Here is a 19064-nt window from a genome sequence, read left to right as displayed (position 1 = left end):
TTACCTGAAGGTTAACGCGAAGACTGCACGACAGTTCCGGGAACAACGGCGTGAGACGCCTGTTCTGCCGGGGTTTATGAGCGAATCAGGCCATGAATGTAGTGGAGTTTGCCAATCACCGGCTCGGACAGCACGAAGGGATAGAGATCCTGCTGCCCCATGCTACGATTGATACTATTGATCGCCAGCGTCAGCGGCACCCAGGCGCGGATCAGGGCGCCTGCACTGCCCATGCCATAGCTGTCGAAGGTTCGCGTCAACTCGATCGCCGGCAGATCGGCCTCCACATCGGGATTGGTTCTGAGGCCGAAGGCATCCGCCGTGTCGAGTGCATCGACGATGTGGAAGTAATGGGCAAAGGTCTCGGCGAAATCCTCCCAAGGATGGCTCGCGGCATAGGCCGAGATGAAGGTGTTCTCCCAGCCTAGCGGGGGCCCCTCGGCATAGTGGCGTTTCAGAGCCTCACCGTAATCGGCCCGCTCGTCGCCGAACACACTCCGGAAGGCCTCGAAGGCATTCCTGTCCCGCACGAGGACATTCCAGTAATAATGGGCCACCTCATGGCGGAAATGGCCAAGCAGAGTGCGGAAGGGCTCTCCGAGCGCCACACGCCGTGCCTCACGTTCTGCGTCGGAACCCTCGGCGATGTTGAGCGTGATCAGGCCCTCGGCATGACCGGTCAGCACTGGTCCGTCACTGCCGTCTGCCGGATCGTCTGCGAGGAATTCAAACCCCAGACCTTGCTCGGGATTGGCTTTACGCGTCACCAGCGGCAGCCTGAACCGCAGTAGCGAGTAGAACAGCCCGCGTTTCGCAAGCTCGATCCTCTGCCAGTTTTGCAGGTTTTCCGGCACCGACAGATCCGGGATCGTGACATTGTGCCGGCAGGCGACACAAAAGCCGCTGTCGTCCTCATCTTCAACGAGCCAGTTGCACCCACCGAGGGCTGCATTGGCGCAAGGCCGAGTGCTAGCAGTTGCCGTCATACCCTGGTTCAGTGCATGCGTGCCAGAAGCATCCAGCGCCACCATGTCGAGACTTGTCGGACGGAAGGCCAGACGCGCGCCGCATGTGACGCAGCCGTCATTTTCGAAATGCACGACGTTCGAACAGTTGCTGCAACTGAACAGGCGCATGACCGTATCTTTCCATGAAAGGACACCCGCGGGGGCGCCAAAGGATCAGTCGAAGATCTCCAGCGGAAAGCGCAGCTCGTACCGCACCTGTCCGTCCGTCAGTTCGTGATGCGCCTCGCCGTTCACCGAAGATGGAACAACGCGTTCCAGCACGGTGCTGCCGAAGCGGGCCGCCTTGACTTCTTCGTTTTCGCGCGCGGTGAATGGTTCGGACCAGACGATCACCACCACCGGACCCGCGGGCGTTTCGAGCTTCCGGCACGAGACCTCGATCGGCTGACGCCGCTGCAGGAAATCGCCATGGCTGACGGCATTGACCACCAGCTCATGCAGGGCAAGCCCGATATGCAGCGAAGCATTGGGTGTCAGAAGAACGTCGTCGCCGGACACATGGACCAGATCGGCGTTTTCCTGAACGTAGCGATCGACCTGCTGCTTGAGGAGATCGCGGAAATAGGCCCCCCGCCAGCTGGAGTCGGTGATCAGGTCTTGCGACTGGGACAGGGCATGCAGCCGGCCCCGGAATTTTCCGAGGAACATGTCCAGCGTCCCGGAATAACGGGCCGTCTGGGATGCGATGCTCTGGATGATGGCGAGAAGGTTCTTCGACCGGTGGCTGACTTCCCGCAGCAGTGCGCGCAAAAGCCTTTCACGACGCCGGTCTTCGGTGCGATCGATGACGACGGTGATCAGATGCAAGTCGTGATCCGCCATCTCGACCATGCGGCAGCGGAATTCGAAGAAAGTATCGTCTCCAGCTTCGATCTCGAGCTCCGCATGATCCCCGGCCTTATCGAGCCCGGACTTCAGCTCAGCGAGCTTTTGCCCGATCTCCGGCCCGAAGATCGTGTCGTCGGACGGAGTTGCGCCCGCCGCCAGCCGCCAGCGAGCCGGCAGCGAGGTGATGCAGACATAGGTACCATCTTTATCCTGAAGGGTGAGGCTGGCGCCCATATCGATGAGCGCGGTTATGAAGAACTCCCGCAGCTGTTCGTCGCCGCGCTGAGGTTCAAACCATGTCAACCGATGTACCAATTGCCTGCTCCGCCATTATCGGCATCTGGGACCGGCTCCGTCTGCCGGTCCATTCCTCGCTCTAACCTATGCCCCAAAAGAGCTATATCAAGCCTGCTCGGTCACGCGCTCGTTGAAGAAAAGCGCCTGACTGATCAAAGCCTTGACCATGTCGGGGTTGAACGGCTTGGTGACCAGGAAGGCAGGCTCCGGACGCTCGCCGGTCAACAGACGTTCCGGGAATGCCGTGATGAAGATGACCGGGATACTATCGACCTTGAGGATGTCGTTCACGGCATCGATGCCCGAGCTGCCATCTGCAAGCTGGATGTCTGCGAGGACCATTTTCGGGCTGGTACGCTTGTAGAGATCGACGGCTTCGGCATGGGTACGGGCGATGCCGGTCACGCGGTGACCGAGGTCTTCGACCATCTGCTCGATGTCGAGCGCGATCAGAGGCTCGTCTTCGATGATCATGATATCGGTGGCCACCTGGCGGGAGATTTCCATCGAGGCCTCGTTGAAGAGCGCGTTGAATTCGGCTTCGCCGACGCTCAGCACACTGGCCGCTTCAGAGGTGGTGAAGCCTTCGACGGTGATCAGAAGGAAGGCGTGGCGCGCGCGCGTCGGCACCGATGCAAGGTTGGCGGCGGCCCGCTTTTCCCAGGCAAAGGGCGAGGTGATCTGCGGAAGCTCGACCTTGGTTGAATCGTAGATCGTCACGAACAGCTTGTAGAGAGCGACACGGTCATCACCAGTGTCGGGAAAAATGGAGATGTCGGCGATCAGCGCTTCCAGGACCGCTGCGACATAAGCATCTCCGGAAGTCTGCGAACCGGTGACGGCGCGAGCATAACGCCGCAGGTAGGGAAGATGGACAGCGACGCGGGCAGTAAGGGACATGCAGTTCTCCAATCGAAATGGATAAAGGTGCGGACTCGCCAGAAAACGCGGCTCGGAAAAAAATGTTCCATCGTCTTTGGAACTTTTTTGCCTCTTCGGGCTTATCACGTTAATTGTCGTCTCGCTTGGCAAACTGACGGAACTGGACAGACATGGCTGAAGGCCCTCCGGATGGAAAAAAATCGAAGAAACTGTCCGAGGCAAAGCGGCAAAACACGAACGCGCTCATAGCTTCAAAGCTTCGTGGATACTACGACAGCATCGTCGAAGAAGGCACTCCCTCACATCTTCTCGACCTGCTTGAAAGGCTTCACGACGCGGAAGCAGAAGCCAGGTCCAGGAAACCCTGACATGTCGACGGCCGGGCTTCGAAAAGCCCAGCCTGCAATCAAAAGCGCTCGTCAATCACGATCGCTGCCGATACCTTGCGATTTGGCGACCCCGTAGGCGACCGCTGCAATCGCCGCGGCAGTCAGCAGGGACCGTCCCTTCATCAGCGCCGGCACACCGGCCAATAGCTGCAGCGTCATCGGATCAGGCAGCCGTGCCCTTGCAGCCCTTTGACGGGCTTCCATGCGCCGCTCGGCGCGGCGGTTGATCGACTGCACCACGACGATGACGATGATGGCGCAAAGCGCCGTCAAACCCGCAATAACCAGAGCCGCATAGACCGGACCGATGACTCCTCCCAGATAGAAGCCGAGCGCCAGAAGCAGGGCGACATAGGTCGTCAGCCCCAACACACCGGCGATCGCACCCGCCATCACGGAGCGCCCGACCTTGTTGGCGGTCGGCCGCACCTTGCCAAAGGCGACGATGCCTAGTTGTCTAAGGAGTGGCAGCATGATCAGCGCCGGCTGAGAAGCGCAAGGACGTAGCCGACGCCGGCTGCCATGGCGAGCGACTGAAGCGGCTTGGCGCGAACATAGGCCTCGATGTCTTCTTCGGCATTCATGAAGCGCTCGCGCGCGCTGTCGATGTACTCCTGCGAGGTTTCACCGGCCTGGCGGATCTTGCCGCTACCAAAAGAGGCGACGGTCTGTGTCAGCGCAGCGATATCGCGGCGCAGGGCCTCGAGGTCGGCCTGGACGTCACCGCTGGTTGCGGTACCCGCCGTATTCGCCGTGTCTTCGATGCGGTCCGCGAAATCGTTTGCCGTCGCTTCGATCTTGCTTTTGGAGGCGCTCGGTACCTGGGCCATGGAATTCTCCTTCGCTTGTTCATGAAATGCAGTTCACAACAAGAACGCCGAGACAGGGCGAGTGTTCCATCATGTACCCGGGCTTTTCTTAGCCATGGCAAGGCCGACCCGAATCTTGACGCGCCCCTTACTGGACAGTGGAACTTCCGTCCGGCCGCCGACGTTTTCAGCGCCGAGGACATCACGCCTCGACATTTCACCAACACGGGAGAAATCCGATGAATTGGAATCAGATCGAAGGCAATTGGGAGCAGTTCAAGGGCAAGGCCCAGACCCAGTGGGGCAAGCTGACCGGTGACGATCTCGACGTCATCGCCGGCAAGCGCACGGAACTCTCCGGCAAGATCCAGGCTGCCTATGGCAAGACCCAGGAAGAAGCCGATCGCGAGATCGACGACTGGATGAGCCGCAGCTGAGACTGACAGGTTTTAGAATGCCCGGAACCCGGAAGCCCCCGCTTCCGGGTTTTTTTCATTGGCCCTCAGGCGGCCACCGTGCTTGCGCCGTAGGTCACACCCTTTTCTTTCAGCCAGCGGCGATAGGCGATGGACGAGGCATCTGCCCTAGTCGGGATCTCCTTGCGCGGCTCCAGTGGAAGAAGTACCGGCCGCTGGTTTTCCAGGATGATGCGATCCTGCAGGAAGATCATCTGCTGGAAATGAATGAGCTCCGTCGTCGTCGAGACATCATCGATCAGATACATGATCGGATGCGCCCGGCAGCGGCCCGGATCGAGCGGCTGGACGAAGAGCCCGATGACATCCCAGCGATTGGTGGCGTTGGGACATGTCTTGTAGAGGATCGTGGTGAACGGCGTCATCACCCGGTACATGTATTGTGTGGTAATGCCGTCAGACGCAGATAGAGCGGCCTGCGGCTGGAAGAAGGTGCAGTTGGTCGCCCAGACCTCGTCTTCCTCGCGCCGGATCTCGACATCGTAGCTCTGCACTTCAGTATGCGGCTCTGCCCCCAGAACGTCGGTATGGACGAAGGGGAAATGCGCCATGTCGAGAAAGTTCTCGACGATGCGAAGACCTGATGCCTTCACGGTGACGACACCGCAGGGCACGTAGCGTCTATCCGGCTCGTCGGCCTCCGGCAGCGGAAATATCTCGCGCTCGGGCTGACCCAGCGTCGCCCAGAGAAAGCCGAAGCGATGGCGAAGCGGCAGCGGCTCGGCCCGCCCCTGGGCAAAGACCTCGATCGCCCCATCCGCCTGCTTGACGACGGTGAGATCCGTCCCGAGCAGCCGGTTCTGCGATCGACCAACCGGGATCACCGCCTCGGTATCGAGCACATACCACTGATCAAGCGACGCCTTGTCGATACCGTTCTGCATAATCTGTCTTTCCTCTGGAGCACGGGAGAAACCGCTTGAAACCCGATCTCGCCCACCGCTAGATTGCCCAAAAATTAGAGCGCGCACAATTGCAAGGCAACACTGATCCCCATCCGATGACGGCGAAAGCCGACCATATGACCGTCGGCTTCACCTTTTCCGGAAGGCTGGAGCCGCAGGGCTTCATTGCGTTTGCCGAACATCGCGCGGCACGCCTGTCGCTCGGGCTGACGATTGCGGCCTGCGACCACGATCGCTGTCGCTTGACGCTGTCGGGACCGGAAGCCCTGATCGACGCCTTCGAAATGGCTGTTAGCCTCGGCCCCTATGACAGCATCGTGCTCGACGTATCGAGATTTCAAACCGACGAAGACCTGCCCGCAAAGGCCGCATCATGACATCAGCCTCCCCCTGGATCCCCGTTGCCCTCTCGACCGACATCGAAACCGGCACCTCTGCCGGAACGCTCGTCAATGGCGAGGAGCGCGTCGTCTGGCGCGACGAGAAAGGCGACGTGCATGTCTGGGAGGATCGCTGTCCGCATCGTGGCATGCGCATGAGCTTCGGCTTCGTGCGCGGCGACCACATCGCCTGCCTCTATCATGGCTGGCGCTACGACACGTCAGGACAATGTCGCTACATCCCGGCCCATCCCGATCTCGAGGTACCCCAGACCATCAAGGTCCCGACCTTTGCCGCAACCGAACGCGCCGGCATTGTCTGGATGGCGCCGGACGGAGCAGATGCGGCCGAGCTTTCGACACTACCCGAGACCGCCGAACCAGTTCGCAGCCTCTTCCTCGACCTGTCGACGAACGCGGCTTTGCTGGCGGTGACGGCAGCCCCTCCCGAGGGGTACCGGCCGGTCGAGAGCGAGACCGGCACAGTGACATTGCAAGGGAACGACGTGACCGTCCTGATCGCAGCCCAACCCCGCAACGCCGGCCGGGCCGCCTTGCACATCACGGTGACCGGACACACCGCCGCAGCCCTTCGCCGCGACCTGATCCTCTGGGCCACGGAGCTGCGCAACCGCGTTGAAGGCCAGATGGTGGAGGCAGCGTGATGATCAGGCTTTACGATTACCACCTCGACGAAAACGGTTTTCGCGTCCGCCTTCTCCTCTCCATGCTCGGCATCTCCTTCGAAACGGTTGCCATCGACAAGGCACCCGGCCGCGAGCAGGAAATGCCGCATATGCTGGCGCTCAACCCGACCGGCACGCTACCGATCCTCGAGGACGGCGACGTCAGGCTTTTCGGCACGGCTGCGATCCTCGCCTATCTCGTCCGCGCTCATGCGCCCGACAGTGGTTGGCTGCCGGCCGATGCCGCAGACTTCGGCCGCGTCCAGCAATGGCTGGGCTTCTCAGACCGCGAACTGAAGCACGCCGTGGACGCCCGCGAGGCAGCTCTCTTCACCTCAGAGGGCGCCAGCGAGGCGGATCTCAAGGCAGCCCGCAAAGCCTTCCGCATCATGAACGACCACATGACGCTGCGGCAGATCGAAGGATCAGACTGGTTCGTCGGCGCCACCCCGACCCTGGCGGATCTCGCACTCCTGCCGAGCTTCGCTTTGTCGCGCGACTGCGGCACCGACCACGACGAATACCCGGCGCTTCGCCGCTGGCTGCGCCGCTTCCGCGCACTTCCGGGCTTCATCACCATGCCCGGCGTACCGGATTACCACTGACCTGCCTTGCTGGCCGAAAGCCGCTCGGCTAGGTCGATGAGAACGCAGGGAGGTCCACCATGATCCGCATCGTCTTTCTCGACCGGGACACGCTATCGCCGGAAACCGTGGTCCGCGCGCCCACGGTGCCGCATGAGATGATAGTGCACGCCCGCACCGCACCGCACGAAGTGGCTGAGCGCATCCTCGACGCCGATGTCGTGATCACCAACAAGGCCCCTGTTCGCGCCGACGCGCTGGCCGGCGCATCGAAGATCAAGCTGATCGCCGTCTCTGCCACCGGCACCGATATTGTCGATCTCGCGGAAGCCAAGGCGCGTGGCATCGCCGTCTGCAATATCCGCAATTACGCCAAGCACACGGTGCCCGAACACACCTTCGCCCTGATGCTCGCGCTGCGTCGGTCGATCCTGCCCTATCGCCAGTCGGTGATCGAGGGACGGTGGCAGCAGGCCGCGCAATTCTGTTATTTCGATTATCCCATCGCCGACCTCGGTGGCTCGACGCTCGGGATCATCGGCCATGGCACGCTTGGCCAGTCGGTGGGAAAGATCGCCGAGGCCTTCGGCATGACGGTGCTGGCCGCCGGTCGTCGCGGCGCAACAGAACTGAAGCCGGGCCAGACGGCCTTCGACGAGGTCCTGAAGCGCTCTGACGTCATCACCCTCCACTGCCCGCTGACACCGGAAACCCGCGGCGTGATCGGTGAGCGGGAATTCGCCCTGATGGAGCGCCGCCCATTGCTCATCAACACCGGCCGTGGCGGTCTCGTCGACGAACTGGCCCTCGAAAAGGCTCTCGATGCCGGCCAGATATCAGGCGCCGGCTTCGACGTGACCGATGGCGAACCGCCCGCACCAGACAGCCCAATGATGCGCATTGCTAACAGAGAAAACGTCATCCTCACGCCGCACGTTGCCTGGGCAAGTCGCGAGGCAATCCAGGCGCTGGCCGACCAGCTGATCGAGAATATCGAGCTGTTTCTCGCAGGGACCCCGCGCAATCTCGTGACCTGATCCAACCAAGGCAGCCCTTGCCCTTTGGCCGCGACGCATATCTAACTCTCTCAAAAGACAAGGGAGGACGGCATGCGTTATCTGGAGGCGGACTATCAGGGCGGGGAAATCCTGACGGCGAAAAAGGGCGCGCTCGGCCTTGTGGCACTCAACCGACCACGTGTGCTGAACAGTCTCTCCCACGACATGATCCTGGATTTCGGCAAGGCACTCGATGCCTTCGAGGCCGACCCTGATGTCGCAGCGGTGCTGGTCACCGGCGAGGGCGAACGCGGGCTTTGCGCCGGCGGCGACATCAGGATGTTCTACGAAAGCGGCAAGGCCGGTGACGGCAAGGCCTCCCACTTCCTCAAGGCAGAATACCGCCTGAATGCGCGTATCGCCGGCTTCAAAAAGCCCTATGTCGTCGTGATGGACGGCATCACCATGGGCGGCGGCGTCGGGGTCTCCAGCCATGGCAGCCACCGCATCGTCACCGAAACGACGAAACTCGCCATGCCCGAAACCGGTATCGGCTTTTTCCCTGACATCGGCGCCACCTGGCTGCTCTCCCGCGCACCCGGCGAACTCGGCACCTGGATGGGCCTGACCGGTGAAGCGATCAACGGCGCTGATGCCATCACCGCAGGCTTCGCCGACTGGTATGTCCCGCAGGACCGCGTAGCCGAACTCTTGGAGCGGATTGCTGCCCTCCCTGCACCGGCGCTAGGTCAGTCGATCGCCTCGACGATCCGCGACTACACGGTGGACGGCCCGAAGGGCATCTTCTCCGAAGGCCGAGACATGATCGACCGCTGCTTCGCCTTCGACACGGTGGAGGAGATCGTCGCAGCCCTAGAGGAGGAAGGCGGAGACCTCGCGACGCGCACCCTCACCGCCATGCGCGCGAAATCGCCGACCAGCCTCAAGGTGACGCTCAGGATGCTGCGCGAGGCCCGCCGCTCCAAGGACCTCGAAACCTGCCTCGAACGAGAATTCGCCGGCACCTGCCAAGTGGTCAAGGTCCCCGACTTCTACGAAGGCATCCGGGCTGCGATCATCGACAAGGACAGGAACCCGAAATGGTCCCCGGCGACGCTGGAGGATGTGGCGCCGGAGAGCGTCGAGGCGTTCTTTGCGGCGAGGGATGAGCGGTTGTTTGGGTAGTACTTGAGCGCATCAACGTACCGACCGACTGGATGCAACCAACAATGACCATCGCGTCCCACCATGAGCCGTGAAGGATCTGCCGCTTTGCGCCAGAAGCGGACATGAGCTTCCTTTGCGTGTTCAGACAATGTGTCCTCGTTGTGCTTTCCGGAGATCGGTATGGCTGCTTCGACAAGATCGTCAGGAACCGTGCATTCATGGCGTTCGACCAGCCTATTGAAAGTGCCGCAGCCTATGGTGAAGCGTCACGGTCTGTATCGAGGAATTTCCGCAACACTTCGAGATCAGGCAGCAAGCGCGCGACATGGTCAGGGGGAACGGCGGCTGCAATCCGCTTGAGATCTGGCGCGAGTGCGTCGATCGCATCCTGCCGGAACTTTCGCCCTGCATCCGTAATGTGGACCAGTTTTGATCGGCCATCCCCAGGGTTCTTGCGGATCTCGATCAGGCCCGCCTGTTCCAGAACGGCCAGCGAGTGCGTCATCGATGTCTTGGGCACCTGAAAGGCGCTGGCTATGGCAAGAGGCGTGCGGCCGTCGCCCACGCGGACCAAATGGTTCAACACATAAAATTGCGCTGCAACGAAGCCCGGCGGCAACCGGGCTTCCAGCAGGCTGCGTGAAAGCTGCCCGATGATGCCGATTTCGTTGAAGAGCCGGAAGTAGTCGGGCATTGCGCTTTCAGACATTCATGATCCTGCTCTCCAAAGGCCAACGCGGGCTGTTTCCGACAGCCGGACCATAGCCGATGCGCGACAGCATTTGAACCGTGCCCCCATCTGGTGCAAGGCGTTCATGCACTTGGCCGTAGGGCCCTGCCATCTCCGGAAACTCCTGCAAGGCCTGGCTGAGGGGCTGGAACCCAAGGCCCAGAGCCGTCGCTGCAAGGTTGACGCGCAGCCAGTCCGCCCCCGTGGCGATCTGCGTTTCGCGGCTGTTGTCGGCGGTGACCAACCAGACATGTCCCATCGCGGTATCGGCATTGGCGTAGATCGCGTCCATGCCGGACTTGAAGGCGAAACTCGTCGGGTCGGCCGCGATTTCACGGCTGAACATGCCTGTCAGGTGCATCGTTTCGAACATAGGTCCCGAAAAGTCGATGCCATCAGGGTTGGCATCCACTTCCCGGCGTCCGATACGGAAGAGATCGACGCTCTCCTGATAGGTGTGCGGCGTCTCGACCTCGATTCGCAGCGCTTCGCGCGTCGACGCGCGCAATTTGGCCGTTTCCGCCGGGTCAATAGTGCCTCCGAACCGCGTGCCGTTGCTGGCTGCCGCAGCCATCTGCGCAAGCATGTCGGGTGCGAGCGGGCGGCTCATGTCGAACGGTTCCTTGTTGGAGCGCCGGGCCGGCACCAGTGCGAATAGGGGATCGCGCGCAACCGTCGGATCAGATGTGAGGGTGATGCGTGCGATGGGGCGTCGGTCGAGGGCCGTGGCGCTGCTGCCGAGCGGGAAGAGCGTCATGGCGGCGCGGTAGCCATCTTCTGCTGCGGCCATGCGCAGGACTTCCAGAAAACACCCCAGCCCGATCACGATCTGTCGGTTGAAGGGATCGGTGTGTGGCAAGAGGCGGTCAGTGTCCGCATGCAGCGTGATGACGCCGTCCTCGGACACATCCGCCAGCCACGGCTGGCGATTGTGCGGGTTCGGGGCCAGGAGCGCCCATGACAGGGCCCGCATCCGCGGGTCCTCATAGCTGCCCGCGCGCTCCCAGGGAAGGTAAGCCGTTTGCGGCATGCGTGTCGCCGCGTATCCGAAGGCACCGCCTGCTGCCAGAACAGCCCCGCCGCCAACAAGGAAAATAATCTTGCGCCGTGTCAGGTTCATCGCCATCTCTTTTGGTTCGATATCGAACTATGTAGTGCGACATCGAACCAAAGTCAAACGACGGTTGATTTGGGCAGTGCGTCTCGGGGGCATCTGCTCCCGCCGGCAAGGCTGTAGCAAGCGCTGACAGCTGGTTCGGTGAAGCCGAGCCGAGGCCATCCGCTGATGCTGGTCGTCGGTTTTGGGCCGAATGCAGCCAACGATGCGCCCTGCCCCAACGAGAAAGATACCCCTCACTCAATCTCATACGGCATCGGGTTCCTCACCCGATGATCCACCACCAGCTTCCTTTTCAGTGGCGGCACGGCGCGGCTGGTGCATTTGATGCGTTCGCAGATGCGGCAGGAGATGCCGATGGGGTCAAAGGCGCCGCGGTTGGAGAGGTCGAGGTCGTCGGCATAGACGAAGGCGCCGGCATAGGAGATCTCGCAGCCAAGCGCCAAGGCATAGCGCGGATTGGCGGCGCGGAAGCCGGCGGAGCCTTTTGACACCTGGGTCGCGATGCAGAGATAGCGCACGCCATCGGGCGTCTCTGCCGTCTGGCGGATGATCCGGCCCGGCGTCTCGAAGGCCTGATGGGCATTCCAGAGCGGACAGGCAGCGCCGAAGCGGGCGAATTGCAGGCGGGCGGCGCTGTGCCGCTTGGTGATATTGCCGGCCCGGTCGATGCGGGCAAAGAAGATCGGCACGCCCTTGAGGCCCGGCCGCTGCAGCGTTGAGAGCCGGTGGCAGACCTGCTCCAGCGAGGCTTCGAAACGGGCAGCGAGCAGTTCGATGTCGTGGCGCAGGTCGCGGGCGGCGGTGAGGAAGCTGCGATAGGGCAGGATCAGCGCGCCGGCGAAATAGTTGTAGAGCCCCATGCGACAGATCTCGACCGCCTCTTCGGTGCGGAAATTCGCCTGCTTCAGCACCTGGTCGATCTTGGCGGCAGCCGCCAGCTGGGCGATCTGGATGGCGATCTGGAAATCGCGGGTGGGGGCAGAGGCATAGCGGCTGACGGTCAGGATACGTCCCACCGGATCGAAGCGGCGGATGGCCTCGTCGCCCGCCTCGCCGCGCACCACGCGCACGCCATGCCGCGCCTCGAGATGACCTGAAAGCGCCGCGTAATTCTCCCCCTCCCCGAGCTTCAGTTCCGTCGCCAGCTGCTCGGCAGCGAGGTCGAGATCGTGGATGTAATTGTCGACGAAGTGGAAGAAGTCGCGCACCTCGTCATAAGGCGTCACCTCCTGGCTGGGGGCAGCCCCCAACCGGTCGTCGAGGCTCGCCAGCTGCTCATTGCCGCGCCGGTAGGCCTGGTGCGCGGCAATCAGCGCATGGGCGAAGCCAGGCGCATTCTGGGTAACGAGCTTCAGTTCCTGCAGGCTTGGCGAATAGGTCTCGAACAGCGGGTCGGAGAGCGCCTCCGTCAGCGCCGAGAGAAGGCGGTCGTTCTGGCCGGAGGAGAGCTCGGTGATGTCAATGCCGAACTTTTCCGCCAGCGCCAGAAGCACCGAGGCCGAGACCGGGCGCTGGTTGTTTTCGATCTGGTTGAGATAGCTGGTGGAAATGCCGACCATATCGGCAAACTGCGCCTGGGTGGCCCCGTTTGCCTGACGGATGTCGCGGACCTTGCGGCCGATGAAGAGTTTCCCGATGGCCATTTCGCAAATTCGCAATTTTCACTTTGCAAATTCATAAATCCACAGATGCACCTGTTCAACCGTTTTCTTCTGCGGCACAGTGGAATAGGTGTCACATCAAGGCTTAAGAGCCAAAAGACCATTCGGGAGGAAACATGTCGACGATCCTGGACCAGCTCGAAGCCCGTCGCGACGAGGCCCGCCTCGGCGGCGGCGAAAAGCGCATCGCCGCCCAGCACGGCAAGGGCAAGCTGACCGCCCGCGAGCGCATCGAGGTCCTGCTCGACGAAGGCTCGTTTGAAGAATACGACATGTATGTCACGCACCGTTGCGTGGATTTCGGCATGGAGACCCAAAAGGTGCCGGGCGATGGCGTGGTCACCGGCTGGGGCACGATCAACGGTCGCCAGGTCTATGTCTTCTCGCAGGATTTCACCGTGCTCGGCGGCTCGCTGTCCGAAACCCATGCCCAGAAGATCTGCAAGATCATGGATATGGCGATGAAGGTGGGAGCACCGGTCATCGGCCTGAACGATTCCGGCGGCGCGCGCATCCAGGAAGGTGTCGCCTCGCTCGCCGGCTATGCCGATGTCTTCAAGCGCAATGTCGATGCCTCAGGCGTCATTCCGCAAATCTCCGTCATCATGGGTCCCTGCGCCGGCGGCGCCGTCTATTCGCCCGCCATGACCGACTTCATCTTCATGGTGCGCGATTCATCCTACATGTTCGTCACCGGCCCCGACGTGGTGAAGACCGTCACCAACGAGATCGTCACGGCGGAAGAACTGGGCGGCGCCTCAACGCACACGAAAAAGTCCTCCGTCGCCGATGGCGCCTATGAGAACGACATCGAAGCGCTGGAACAGGTTCGCCTGCTTTTCGACTTCCTGCCGCTCAACAATCGCGAAAAGCCCCCCATTCGCCCCTTCCATGACGATCCCGCCCGCATCGAAATGCGGTTGGACACGCTGATCCCCGATAGCTCCAACAAGCCCTACGACATGAAGGAGTTGATCTACGCGCTGGCCGACGAAGGCGATTTCTTCGAGATCCAGGAAGCCTTCGCGAAGAACATCATCACCGGTTTTATCCGCATGGAAGGCCAGACGGTCGGCGTTGTCGCCAACCAGCCCATGGTGCTGGCCGGCTGCCTCGACATCGATTCATCGCGCAAGGCCGCCCGCTTCGTCCGCTTCTGCGATGCCTTCTCGATCCCGATCCTGACGCTGGTCGACGTGCCCGGCTTCCTGCCCGGCACGGCCCAGGAATATGGCGGCGTCATCAAGCATGGCGCGAAACTGCTGTTCGCCTACAGCCAGGCGACCGTGCCGATGGTCACCCTCATCACCCGCAAGGCCTATGGCGGCGCCTATGACGTCATGGCCTCGAAACATATCGGCGCCGACGTCAACTATGCCTGGCCGACCGCCGAAATCGCCGTCATGGGCGCCAAGGGGGCTGCCGAAATCCTCTACCGCTCGGAACTCGGCGATGCCGAGAAGATCGCGGCGCGGACTAGGGAATACGAAGTCAACTTCGCCAACCCCTTCAAGGCCGCCGAACGCGGCTTCATCGACGAGGTGATCATGCCGCATTCCTCGCGCCGCCGCATTGCCAAGGCTTTTGCGAGCCTCCGCAACAAGCAGGTTGGCACACATTGGAAGAAGCACGACACGATACCGTTGTGACGACCGATTGAGAGTGGGCAAGGACAACACGGAAGGCCTATATAACTCTCGGCGCGCCCGAGGCGCTTCACCGAGAAAGGATCCGATTTCATGACCGACGAAAAATTCCCGCCAGAAAAGAACCTGCCTGCCGGCTATCAGCCGCCGAAGGTCTGGACCTGGGAGCCCGGCAATGGCGGCGCCTTTGCCAGCATCAACCGGCCGATTGCGGGTGCAACGCATGACAAGGAACGCCCAGTCGGCAAGCATCCGCTGCAGTTCTATTCGCTCGGCACGCCGAACGGCCAGAAGGTGACGATCCTGCTCGAGGAACTGCTGGCATCAGGTCACGAGGGCGCGGAATACGATGCCTGGCTGATCAATATCGGCAAGGGTGATCAGTTTTCTTCCGGCTTCGTCGAGGTCAATCCGAATTCCAAGATCCCTGCCCTGATGGACCATCAGCCTGTCGATGGCGGAGAGCCGATCCGACTGTTCGAGTCAGCCTCGATCATGACCTACCTCGCTGAGAAATTCGGCGCCTTCCTGCCGACCGAGACCCGGGCACGCGCGGAAACGCTGAACTGGCTGTTCTGGCAGATGGGCTCCGCCCCCTTCCTCGGCGGCGGCTTTGGCCATTTCTACACCTATGCGCCGATGAAGATCCAATATGCCATCGACCGCTACGCCATGGAGGTGAAGCGCCAGATGGATGTGCTGAACCGCCACCTCGCCAACAACGAGTTCATGGCCGGCAAGGATTACACGATCGCCGATATGGCGATCTGGCCCTGGTATGGACGTCTGGCCCTGCACGGCGCCTATGACGATGCCGGCACTTTTCTATCGGTCGACGAATACGAACATGTCCAGCGCTGGACGAAACAGCTCGCAGCCCGCCCGGGTGTGAAGCGCGGCGCGATCGTCAACAAGACTTCCGGCCCGCTCTCCGAACAGCTGCATGAACGCCACGATGCCTCCGACTTCGACACGAAGACGCAGGACAAACTGGCCGGTCAGGCGTGAGGAGAAAACCATGAGCAAAGCGCCCGACATGATCAAACATCGGGGTTTTCCATCCGGCATGCCGGGGACCGGTGTGCAGTTCACCATTCGCCGCGCCAATGACAAGGGTGTCACCCCGATCAAGACCCTGCCGCGCAAGGCGCGGCCAGGGACGAAGGAGCACCGGATCGACGCTGCCTTTCTGCATGCGCTCTGGCACCAGTTCGGGGCAGAACCATTCGTCCGCGGCAATCTCGATGCAGCCCGGCTCAGCCTGTTGTTTGGTCGCGAGGTCGTGGCCGTCAACAGGGACTTCGACCCTCATTCCTATGACGAAATGCTTGTCATAAACGAGAGGGTGGCGCGCAAGAGCTTCCCGGAATCCTTCGAAGACGTGTTCGAGGTTTAAGACAATGGCAAAAGATCCGCTCATGCCGAAACATCAGGGCTTTCCCTTGGGATTGCCCGGAACGCAATGGCAATACACGATCCGCCGGCCAAACCCGAAGGTCACGCCCGTCACCAACTGGCCGCGCCACCGCACCATGGACCAGACGGTGGCACTCGCCGACCTCGGCTTCATGCAGGCGCTCTGGCAGTTTTTCGGCACCGAACCCTTCGAGCGCGGCAATCTCGACGGCGAGCGCCTCTGCCGCCTCTTCGGCCGCGAAGTCATCGCCGCCGAACGCGGCTTTGATCCACAATCCTATTTCGCCAAGCTGAAGATCAACGAAGCGCTAGCCCGGAAGAATTTTCCGGAAGCCTTCGGCGAGGTGAAGAACGAGCAGAGCGTGGCGAAGGGCTTGAAGAAGAAGGTGCAGGAATAGCGGACATGCCGACACTCCTTCTCTGGAAAGGACATCGTTTTCTTTTCTACTCGAAGGAGATCGGCGAGCCGCCACATATTCACGTCCTGAAGGACGGAAAGCAGTTGAAAGTGTGGTTGCGGGATCTCGGTGTCGCCCGCAACGCAGGCTTCGCGGCCCATGAGGTGAATGCTATCCTCAAGGTCGTCGCGGAACACCGGCAGGGTTTCGAGGAGGCGTGGAATGACCACTTTGGACATTGATGAGCGGCAACTGCAGATCCGCTCCGTGGATGTCACGGACGACAGCATCATCTTCGATATGATGGATGGGCGAAGGATCGTGGCGCCGCTCTGGTGGTATCCGCGCCTCGCCAAGGCATCGCCTGACCAACGCGCCAAGGGGGAAATCCTTCCCTTCGGTGACGCCGTCGGCTGGGAAGACATCGACGAATATATCAGCGCCAAGGCGCTCATCATCGGAGGTGCCGCTCCCGGCGCCATCCCGCCCGCTCAAGCTGCCGAGTGACAACAATGATCCAGAAAATCCTCATCGCCAACCGTGGCGAAATTGCCTGCCGGGTCATCAAGACCGCGAAGAAGCTCGGCATCAAGACGGTCGCCGTCTATTCCGATGCCGACCGCAATGCGCTGCATGTCGAGATGGCCGATGAGGCGGTGCATATCGGCCCGGCACCATCCAACCAGTCCTATATCGTCATCGACAAGATCCTCGATGCGATCCGGCAGACCGGCGCCGATGCGGTGCATCCCGGCTACGGCTTCCTCTCGGAAAACGCCGCCTTCGCCGAGGCGCTGGAAAAGGCCGGTGTCACCTTCATCGGCCCGCCGGTGAATGCCATCCAGGCCATGGGCGACAAGATCACCTCGAAGAAGCTCGCAGCCGAAGCCGGCGTCTCGACGGTACCCGGCCATATGGGTCTGATTGCCGATGCCGACGAGGCGGTGAAAATCTCCGATCAGATCGGCTATCCCGTGATGATCAAGGCCTCGGCCGGCGGCGGCGGCAAGGGCATGCGCATCGCCTGGAACCCGGAAGAAGCCCGCGAAGGTTTCCAGTCGTCGAAGAACGAGGCGAAGAATTCGTTTGGCGACGACCGCATCTTCATCGAGAAGTTCGTCACCGAACCGCGCCATATCGAGATCCAGGTGCTGGGCGACAAGCACGGCACCGTACTTTACCTCGGCGAGCGCGAATGCTCGATCCAGCGGCGAAACCAGAAGGTCATCGAAGAGGCCCCCTCGCCGTTCATCGATGCCGCCACCCGCAAGGCCATGGGCGAACAGGCCGTGGCACTGGCAAAAGCCGTCGGTTATCACTCCGCCGGCACGGTCGAATTCATCGTCGATGGCAAGCAGAACAAATTCTACTTCCTCGAGATGAACACACGCCTGCAGGTCGAGCATCCCGTCACTGAACTGGTGACCGGCCTTGATCTCGTCGAGCAGATGATCCGTGTCGCAGCCGGCGAGAAACTCAGCTTCGGCCAGGACGATGTAAAGCTCAATGGCTGGGCGATCGAAAGCCGGCTTTATGCCGAAGACCCCTATCGCAACTTCCTGCCCTCGATCGGCCGCCTCTCCCGCTACCGCCCGCCGGCAGAGGGAACGAGCGCTGAAGGCACCGTTGTTCGCAACGACACCGGCGTCTTCGAGGGCGGCGAGATCTCGATGTATTACGACCCGATGATCGCCAAGCTCTGCACCTGGGCTCCTGATCGCCTGACCGCGATTGACGCCATGAGTGAGGCGCTCGACAGCTTCGAGGTCGAAGGCATCGGCCACAACCTGCCCTTCCTCTCGGCAGTGATGAACCAGGATCGCTTCCGCTCCGGCAAGATCACCACGGCCTATATCGCCGAGGAGTTCAAGGACGGCTTCACCGGCGTGACCCCGGATGCCACCTCGGCGGAAAAGCTCGCCGCCATAGCCGCCGTCATCAACCACCGCCTACAGGCGCGCGCGATCCAGATCTCCGGCACCATCGGCAACCATACCCGCAAGCTCGGCAAGGACTGGGTCGTCAATCTGGCGTGTGGCGACCATGCCCTTGCCGTCACCGAAGGCACCGGCAACACGCGCGTCGCATTCGAAGCCGGCAACGAGCTTGTTGTAGCCACCGACTGGCAGCCAGGTCAGACACTCGCCCATGTCGACATCGGCGGCGAAACGCTCGCGGTGAAGGTCGACCTCAAAGGCCCCGCCATTCGGCTGCGCTGGCGCGGCATGGATGTCACCGCCCGCGTCCGCTCGCCACGTGTGGCAGCCCTCGCCAAGCTGATGCCGGAAAAGCTGCCGCCGGATACGTCGAAGATGCTGCTCTGCCCCATGCCGGGTGTCATCACCGGTGTCGCTGTCAAGGAAGGCGAGACCGTCGAGGCCGGTCAGGCGCTCGCCACCGTCGAGGCGATGAAGATGGAGAACATCCTCAAGGCCGAACGCCGGGGTACGGTCAAAAAGATCGTCGTCAAGCCGGGCCAAAGCCTGGCGGTCGATGAGCTGATCATGGAGTTCGAGGGGTAACGTTTTCCTTCGAAGGGAAAGCCCCCTCATCCGCCTGCCGGCACCTTCTCCCCGTGAACGGGGAGAAGGCCGAGATGGCACGCCTTGGCACCTCCCTCTCCCCGCTTGCGGGGAGAGGGCAGGGTGAGGGGCAAACAGGAAC

The 19064-nt window shown here is 61.7% G+C and carries 23 protein-coding genes; 14 read left to right on the top strand and 9 right to left on the bottom strand.

All coding sequences use genetic code 11. The annotated features are described in order from the left end of the window. Positions 1-74: 74 nt before the first annotated feature. The 3 genes from SJY08_RS01805 to SJY08_RS01795 all read right to left on the bottom strand — a co-directional run bounded on the left by SJY08_RS01805 (position 75) and on the right by SJY08_RS01795 (position 3053). The gene (locus SJY08_RS01805; RefSeq protein ID WP_377274469.1) at positions 75-1136 is read right to left on the bottom strand and encodes a putative zinc-binding metallopeptidase; all 1062 of its coding nucleotides are present in this window, start codon (positions 1134-1136) and stop codon (positions 75-77) included. 45 nt (positions 1137-1181) lie between these two features. After that, entirely contained in the window at positions 1182-2159 is a 978-nt protein-coding gene (locus SJY08_RS01800) for a sensor histidine kinase (protein ID WP_082347547.1), read from the bottom strand. Positions 2160-2258: 99 nt separating this feature from the next. Further along, the gene (locus SJY08_RS01795; RefSeq protein ID WP_069043328.1) at positions 2259-3053 is read right to left on the bottom strand and encodes a response regulator; all 795 of its coding nucleotides are present in this window, start codon (positions 3051-3053) and stop codon (positions 2259-2261) included. Positions 3054-3205: 152 nt separating this feature from the next. On the opposite strand from SJY08_RS01795, the gene SJY08_RS01790 reads away from it, so the two are divergent. Further along, on the top strand, positions 3206-3403 hold the full coding sequence (locus SJY08_RS01790; RefSeq protein ID WP_082347546.1) for a NepR family anti-sigma factor: 198 nt from the start codon (positions 3206-3208) through the stop codon (positions 3401-3403). Between the two features lie 51 nt (positions 3404-3454). On the opposite strand, the gene SJY08_RS01785 is transcribed toward SJY08_RS01790, so the two are convergent. Together SJY08_RS01785 and SJY08_RS01780 are read right to left on the bottom strand one after the other, a co-directional pair. Next, on the bottom strand, positions 3455-3898 hold the full coding sequence (locus SJY08_RS01785) for a hypothetical protein (protein WP_300887851.1): 444 nt from the start codon (positions 3896-3898) through the stop codon (positions 3455-3457). 2 nt (positions 3899-3900) lie between these two features. Next, entirely contained in the window at positions 3901-4254 is a 354-nt protein-coding gene (locus SJY08_RS01780; protein ID WP_300887850.1) for a DUF883 C-terminal domain-containing protein, read from the bottom strand. 218 nt (positions 4255-4472) lie between these two features. On the opposite strand from SJY08_RS01780, the gene SJY08_RS01775 reads away from it, so the two are divergent. Continuing rightward, entirely contained in the window at positions 4473-4670 is a 198-nt protein-coding gene (locus tag SJY08_RS01775; protein ID WP_377274465.1) for a CsbD family protein, read from the top strand. A 65-nt stretch (positions 4671-4735) separates the two neighbouring features. On the opposite strand, the gene SJY08_RS01770 is transcribed toward SJY08_RS01775, so the two are convergent. Beyond that, positions 4736-5593: an aromatic ring-hydroxylating dioxygenase subunit alpha gene (locus SJY08_RS01770; RefSeq protein WP_054147936.1), complete on the bottom strand. Its 858-nt coding sequence runs from the start codon at positions 5591-5593 to the stop codon at positions 4736-4738. 116 nt (positions 5594-5709) lie between these two features. Between SJY08_RS01770 and SJY08_RS01765 the strand changes: the two genes are divergently transcribed. From SJY08_RS01765 to SJY08_RS01745, 5 genes are all read left to right on the top strand, one after another. After that, the gene (locus tag SJY08_RS01765; protein ID WP_171901597.1) at positions 5710-5991 is read left to right on the top strand and encodes a hypothetical protein; all 282 of its coding nucleotides are present in this window, start codon (positions 5710-5712) and stop codon (positions 5989-5991) included. Beyond that, positions 5988-6659 carry a Rieske 2Fe-2S domain-containing protein gene (locus tag SJY08_RS01760; protein WP_377274463.1) on the top strand — a complete coding sequence of 224 codons (672 nt, stop codon included), beginning with the start codon at positions 5988-5990 and terminating at the stop codon, positions 6657-6659. Before SJY08_RS01765 ends, SJY08_RS01760 begins: the two co-directional genes overlap by 4 nt. Next, on the top strand, positions 6659-7285 hold the full coding sequence (locus SJY08_RS01755) for a glutathione S-transferase family protein (protein ID WP_377274461.1): 627 nt from the start codon (positions 6659-6661) through the stop codon (positions 7283-7285). The genes SJY08_RS01760 and SJY08_RS01755 overlap by 1 nt, the downstream gene beginning before the upstream one ends. A gap of 59 nt (positions 7286-7344) precedes the next feature. Continuing rightward, complete coding sequence (locus SJY08_RS01750) at positions 7345-8301, top strand: D-2-hydroxyacid dehydrogenase (RefSeq protein WP_377274459.1); 957 nt, start codon at positions 7345-7347, stop codon at positions 8299-8301. Positions 8302-8373: 72 nt separating this feature from the next. Continuing rightward, a complete protein-coding gene (locus SJY08_RS01745) occupies positions 8374-9447 on the top strand; it encodes an enoyl-CoA hydratase/isomerase family protein (protein ID WP_377274457.1) in 1074 nt (357 codons plus the stop codon). Positions 9448-9682: 235 nt separating this feature from the next. Here SJY08_RS01745 and SJY08_RS01740 read toward each other — a convergent pair whose 3' ends face one another. The 3 genes from SJY08_RS01740 to SJY08_RS01730 form a co-directional block, all read right to left on the bottom strand. Further along, positions 9683-10138, bottom strand: coding sequence for a MarR family winged helix-turn-helix transcriptional regulator (locus tag SJY08_RS01740; RefSeq protein ID WP_069043321.1), 456 nt, complete (start codon positions 10136-10138; stop codon positions 9683-9685). Continuing rightward, the gene (locus SJY08_RS01735) at positions 10131-11279 is read right to left on the bottom strand and encodes an Acg family FMN-binding oxidoreductase (protein WP_377274454.1); all 1149 of its coding nucleotides are present in this window, start codon (positions 11277-11279) and stop codon (positions 10131-10133) included. The genes SJY08_RS01740 and SJY08_RS01735 overlap by 8 nt, the downstream gene beginning before the upstream one ends. A 233-nt stretch (positions 11280-11512) precedes the next feature. After that, a complete protein-coding gene (locus SJY08_RS01730) occupies positions 11513-12922 on the bottom strand; it encodes a short-chain fatty acyl-CoA regulator family protein (protein ID WP_377274452.1) in 1410 nt (469 codons plus the stop codon). A gap of 134 nt (positions 12923-13056) precedes the next feature. Between SJY08_RS01730 and SJY08_RS01725 the strand changes: the two genes are divergently transcribed. The 7 genes from SJY08_RS01725 to SJY08_RS01695 all read left to right on the top strand — a co-directional run bounded on the left by SJY08_RS01725 (position 13057) and on the right by SJY08_RS01695 (position 18922). Next, positions 13057-14589, top strand: coding sequence for an acyl-CoA carboxylase subunit beta (locus SJY08_RS01725; protein ID WP_377274450.1), 1533 nt, complete (start codon positions 13057-13059; stop codon positions 14587-14589). A 90-nt stretch (positions 14590-14679) separates the two neighbouring features. Next, positions 14680-15594, top strand: a complete 915-nt coding sequence (gene yghU / locus SJY08_RS01720; RefSeq protein ID WP_377274448.1) for a glutathione-dependent disulfide-bond oxidoreductase — start codon at positions 14680-14682, stop codon at positions 15592-15594. A 10-nt stretch (positions 15595-15604) separates the two neighbouring features. Beyond that, complete coding sequence (locus SJY08_RS01715; protein WP_377274446.1) at positions 15605-15982, top strand: hypothetical protein; 378 nt, start codon at positions 15605-15607, stop codon at positions 15980-15982. A 4-nt stretch (positions 15983-15986) separates the two neighbouring features. After that, positions 15987-16400, top strand: coding sequence for a hypothetical protein (locus tag SJY08_RS01710; RefSeq protein WP_054147926.1), 414 nt, complete (start codon positions 15987-15989; stop codon positions 16398-16400). 5 nt (positions 16401-16405) lie between these two features. Next, positions 16406-16642: a DUF4160 domain-containing protein gene (locus SJY08_RS01705; RefSeq protein ID WP_110792574.1), complete on the top strand. Its 237-nt coding sequence runs from the start codon at positions 16406-16408 to the stop codon at positions 16640-16642. After that, on the top strand, positions 16623-16907 hold the full coding sequence (locus SJY08_RS01700; RefSeq protein ID WP_300887837.1) for a DUF2442 domain-containing protein: 285 nt from the start codon (positions 16623-16625) through the stop codon (positions 16905-16907). Before SJY08_RS01705 ends, SJY08_RS01700 begins: the two co-directional genes overlap by 20 nt. Positions 16908-16912: 5 nt before the next feature. Further along, entirely contained in the window at positions 16913-18922 is a 2010-nt protein-coding gene (locus tag SJY08_RS01695) for an acetyl-CoA carboxylase biotin carboxylase subunit (RefSeq protein WP_377274443.1), read from the top strand. Positions 18923-19064: the final 142 nt, after the last annotated feature.

This window comes from Rhizobium sp. R86522, assembly GCF_042466255.1.
GTDB lineage: Bacteria > Pseudomonadota > Alphaproteobacteria > Rhizobiales > Rhizobiaceae > Allorhizobium.
Note: the sequence above shows the minus strand (reverse complement) of the source record. Positions and strands in the feature narration are given on the sequence as shown.

What these genes read in the sequence shown, in the direction of transcription:
- SJY08_RS01770 (WP_054147936.1), bottom strand. Translation starts at nt 5,593, where the DNA reads ATGCAGAACGGTATCGACAAGGCGTCGCTTGATCAGTGGTATGTGCTC.
- SJY08_RS01795 (WP_069043328.1), bottom strand. Translation starts at nt 3,053, where the DNA reads ATGTCCCTTACTGCCCGCGTCGCTGTCCATCTTCCCTACCTGCGGCGT.
- SJY08_RS01765 (WP_171901597.1), top strand. Translation starts at nt 5,710, where the DNA reads ATGACGGCGAAAGCCGACCATATGACCGTCGGCTTCACCTTTTCCGGA.
- SJY08_RS01735 (WP_377274454.1), bottom strand. Translation starts at nt 11,279, where the DNA reads ATGAACCTGACACGGCGCAAGATTATTTTCCTTGTTGGCGGCGGGGCT.
- SJY08_RS01760 (WP_377274463.1), top strand. Translation starts at nt 5,988, where the DNA reads ATGACATCAGCCTCCCCCTGGATCCCCGTTGCCCTCTCGACCGACATC.
- SJY08_RS01695 (WP_377274443.1), top strand. Translation starts at nt 16,913, where the DNA reads ATGATCCAGAAAATCCTCATCGCCAACCGTGGCGAAATTGCCTGCCGG.
- SJY08_RS01780 (WP_300887850.1), bottom strand. Translation starts at nt 4,254, where the DNA reads ATGGCCCAGGTACCGAGCGCCTCCAAAAGCAAGATCGAAGCGACGGCA.
- SJY08_RS01785 (WP_300887851.1), bottom strand. Translation starts at nt 3,898, where the DNA reads ATGCTGCCACTCCTTAGACAACTAGGCATCGTCGCCTTTGGCAAGGTG.
- SJY08_RS01790 (WP_082347546.1), top strand. Translation starts at nt 3,206, where the DNA reads ATGGCTGAAGGCCCTCCGGATGGAAAAAAATCGAAGAAACTGTCCGAG.
- SJY08_RS01700 (WP_300887837.1), top strand. Translation starts at nt 16,623, where the DNA reads ATGACCACTTTGGACATTGATGAGCGGCAACTGCAGATCCGCTCCGTG.
- SJY08_RS01725 (WP_377274450.1), top strand. Translation starts at nt 13,057, where the DNA reads ATGTCGACGATCCTGGACCAGCTCGAAGCCCGTCGCGACGAGGCCCGC.
- SJY08_RS01775 (WP_377274465.1), top strand. Translation starts at nt 4,473, where the DNA reads ATGAATTGGAATCAGATCGAAGGCAATTGGGAGCAGTTCAAGGGCAAG.
- SJY08_RS01715 (WP_377274446.1), top strand. Translation starts at nt 15,605, where the DNA reads ATGAGCAAAGCGCCCGACATGATCAAACATCGGGGTTTTCCATCCGGC.
- SJY08_RS01710 (WP_054147926.1), top strand. Translation starts at nt 15,987, where the DNA reads ATGGCAAAAGATCCGCTCATGCCGAAACATCAGGGCTTTCCCTTGGGA.
- SJY08_RS01745 (WP_377274457.1), top strand. Translation starts at nt 8,374, where the DNA reads ATGCGTTATCTGGAGGCGGACTATCAGGGCGGGGAAATCCTGACGGCG.
- SJY08_RS01805 (WP_377274469.1), bottom strand. Translation starts at nt 1,136, where the DNA reads ATGCGCCTGTTCAGTTGCAGCAACTGTTCGAACGTCGTGCATTTCGAA.
- SJY08_RS01730 (WP_377274452.1), bottom strand. Translation starts at nt 12,922, where the DNA reads ATGGCCATCGGGAAACTCTTCATCGGCCGCAAGGTCCGCGACATCCGT.
- SJY08_RS01750 (WP_377274459.1), top strand. Translation starts at nt 7,345, where the DNA reads ATGATCCGCATCGTCTTTCTCGACCGGGACACGCTATCGCCGGAAACC.
- SJY08_RS01740 (WP_069043321.1), bottom strand. Translation starts at nt 10,138, where the DNA reads ATGTCTGAAAGCGCAATGCCCGACTACTTCCGGCTCTTCAACGAAATC.
- yghU (WP_377274448.1), top strand. Translation starts at nt 14,680, where the DNA reads ATGACCGACGAAAAATTCCCGCCAGAAAAGAACCTGCCTGCCGGCTAT.
- SJY08_RS01755 (WP_377274461.1), top strand. Translation starts at nt 6,659, where the DNA reads ATGATCAGGCTTTACGATTACCACCTCGACGAAAACGGTTTTCGCGTC.
- SJY08_RS01705 (WP_110792574.1), top strand. Translation starts at nt 16,406, where the DNA reads ATGCCGACACTCCTTCTCTGGAAAGGACATCGTTTTCTTTTCTACTCG.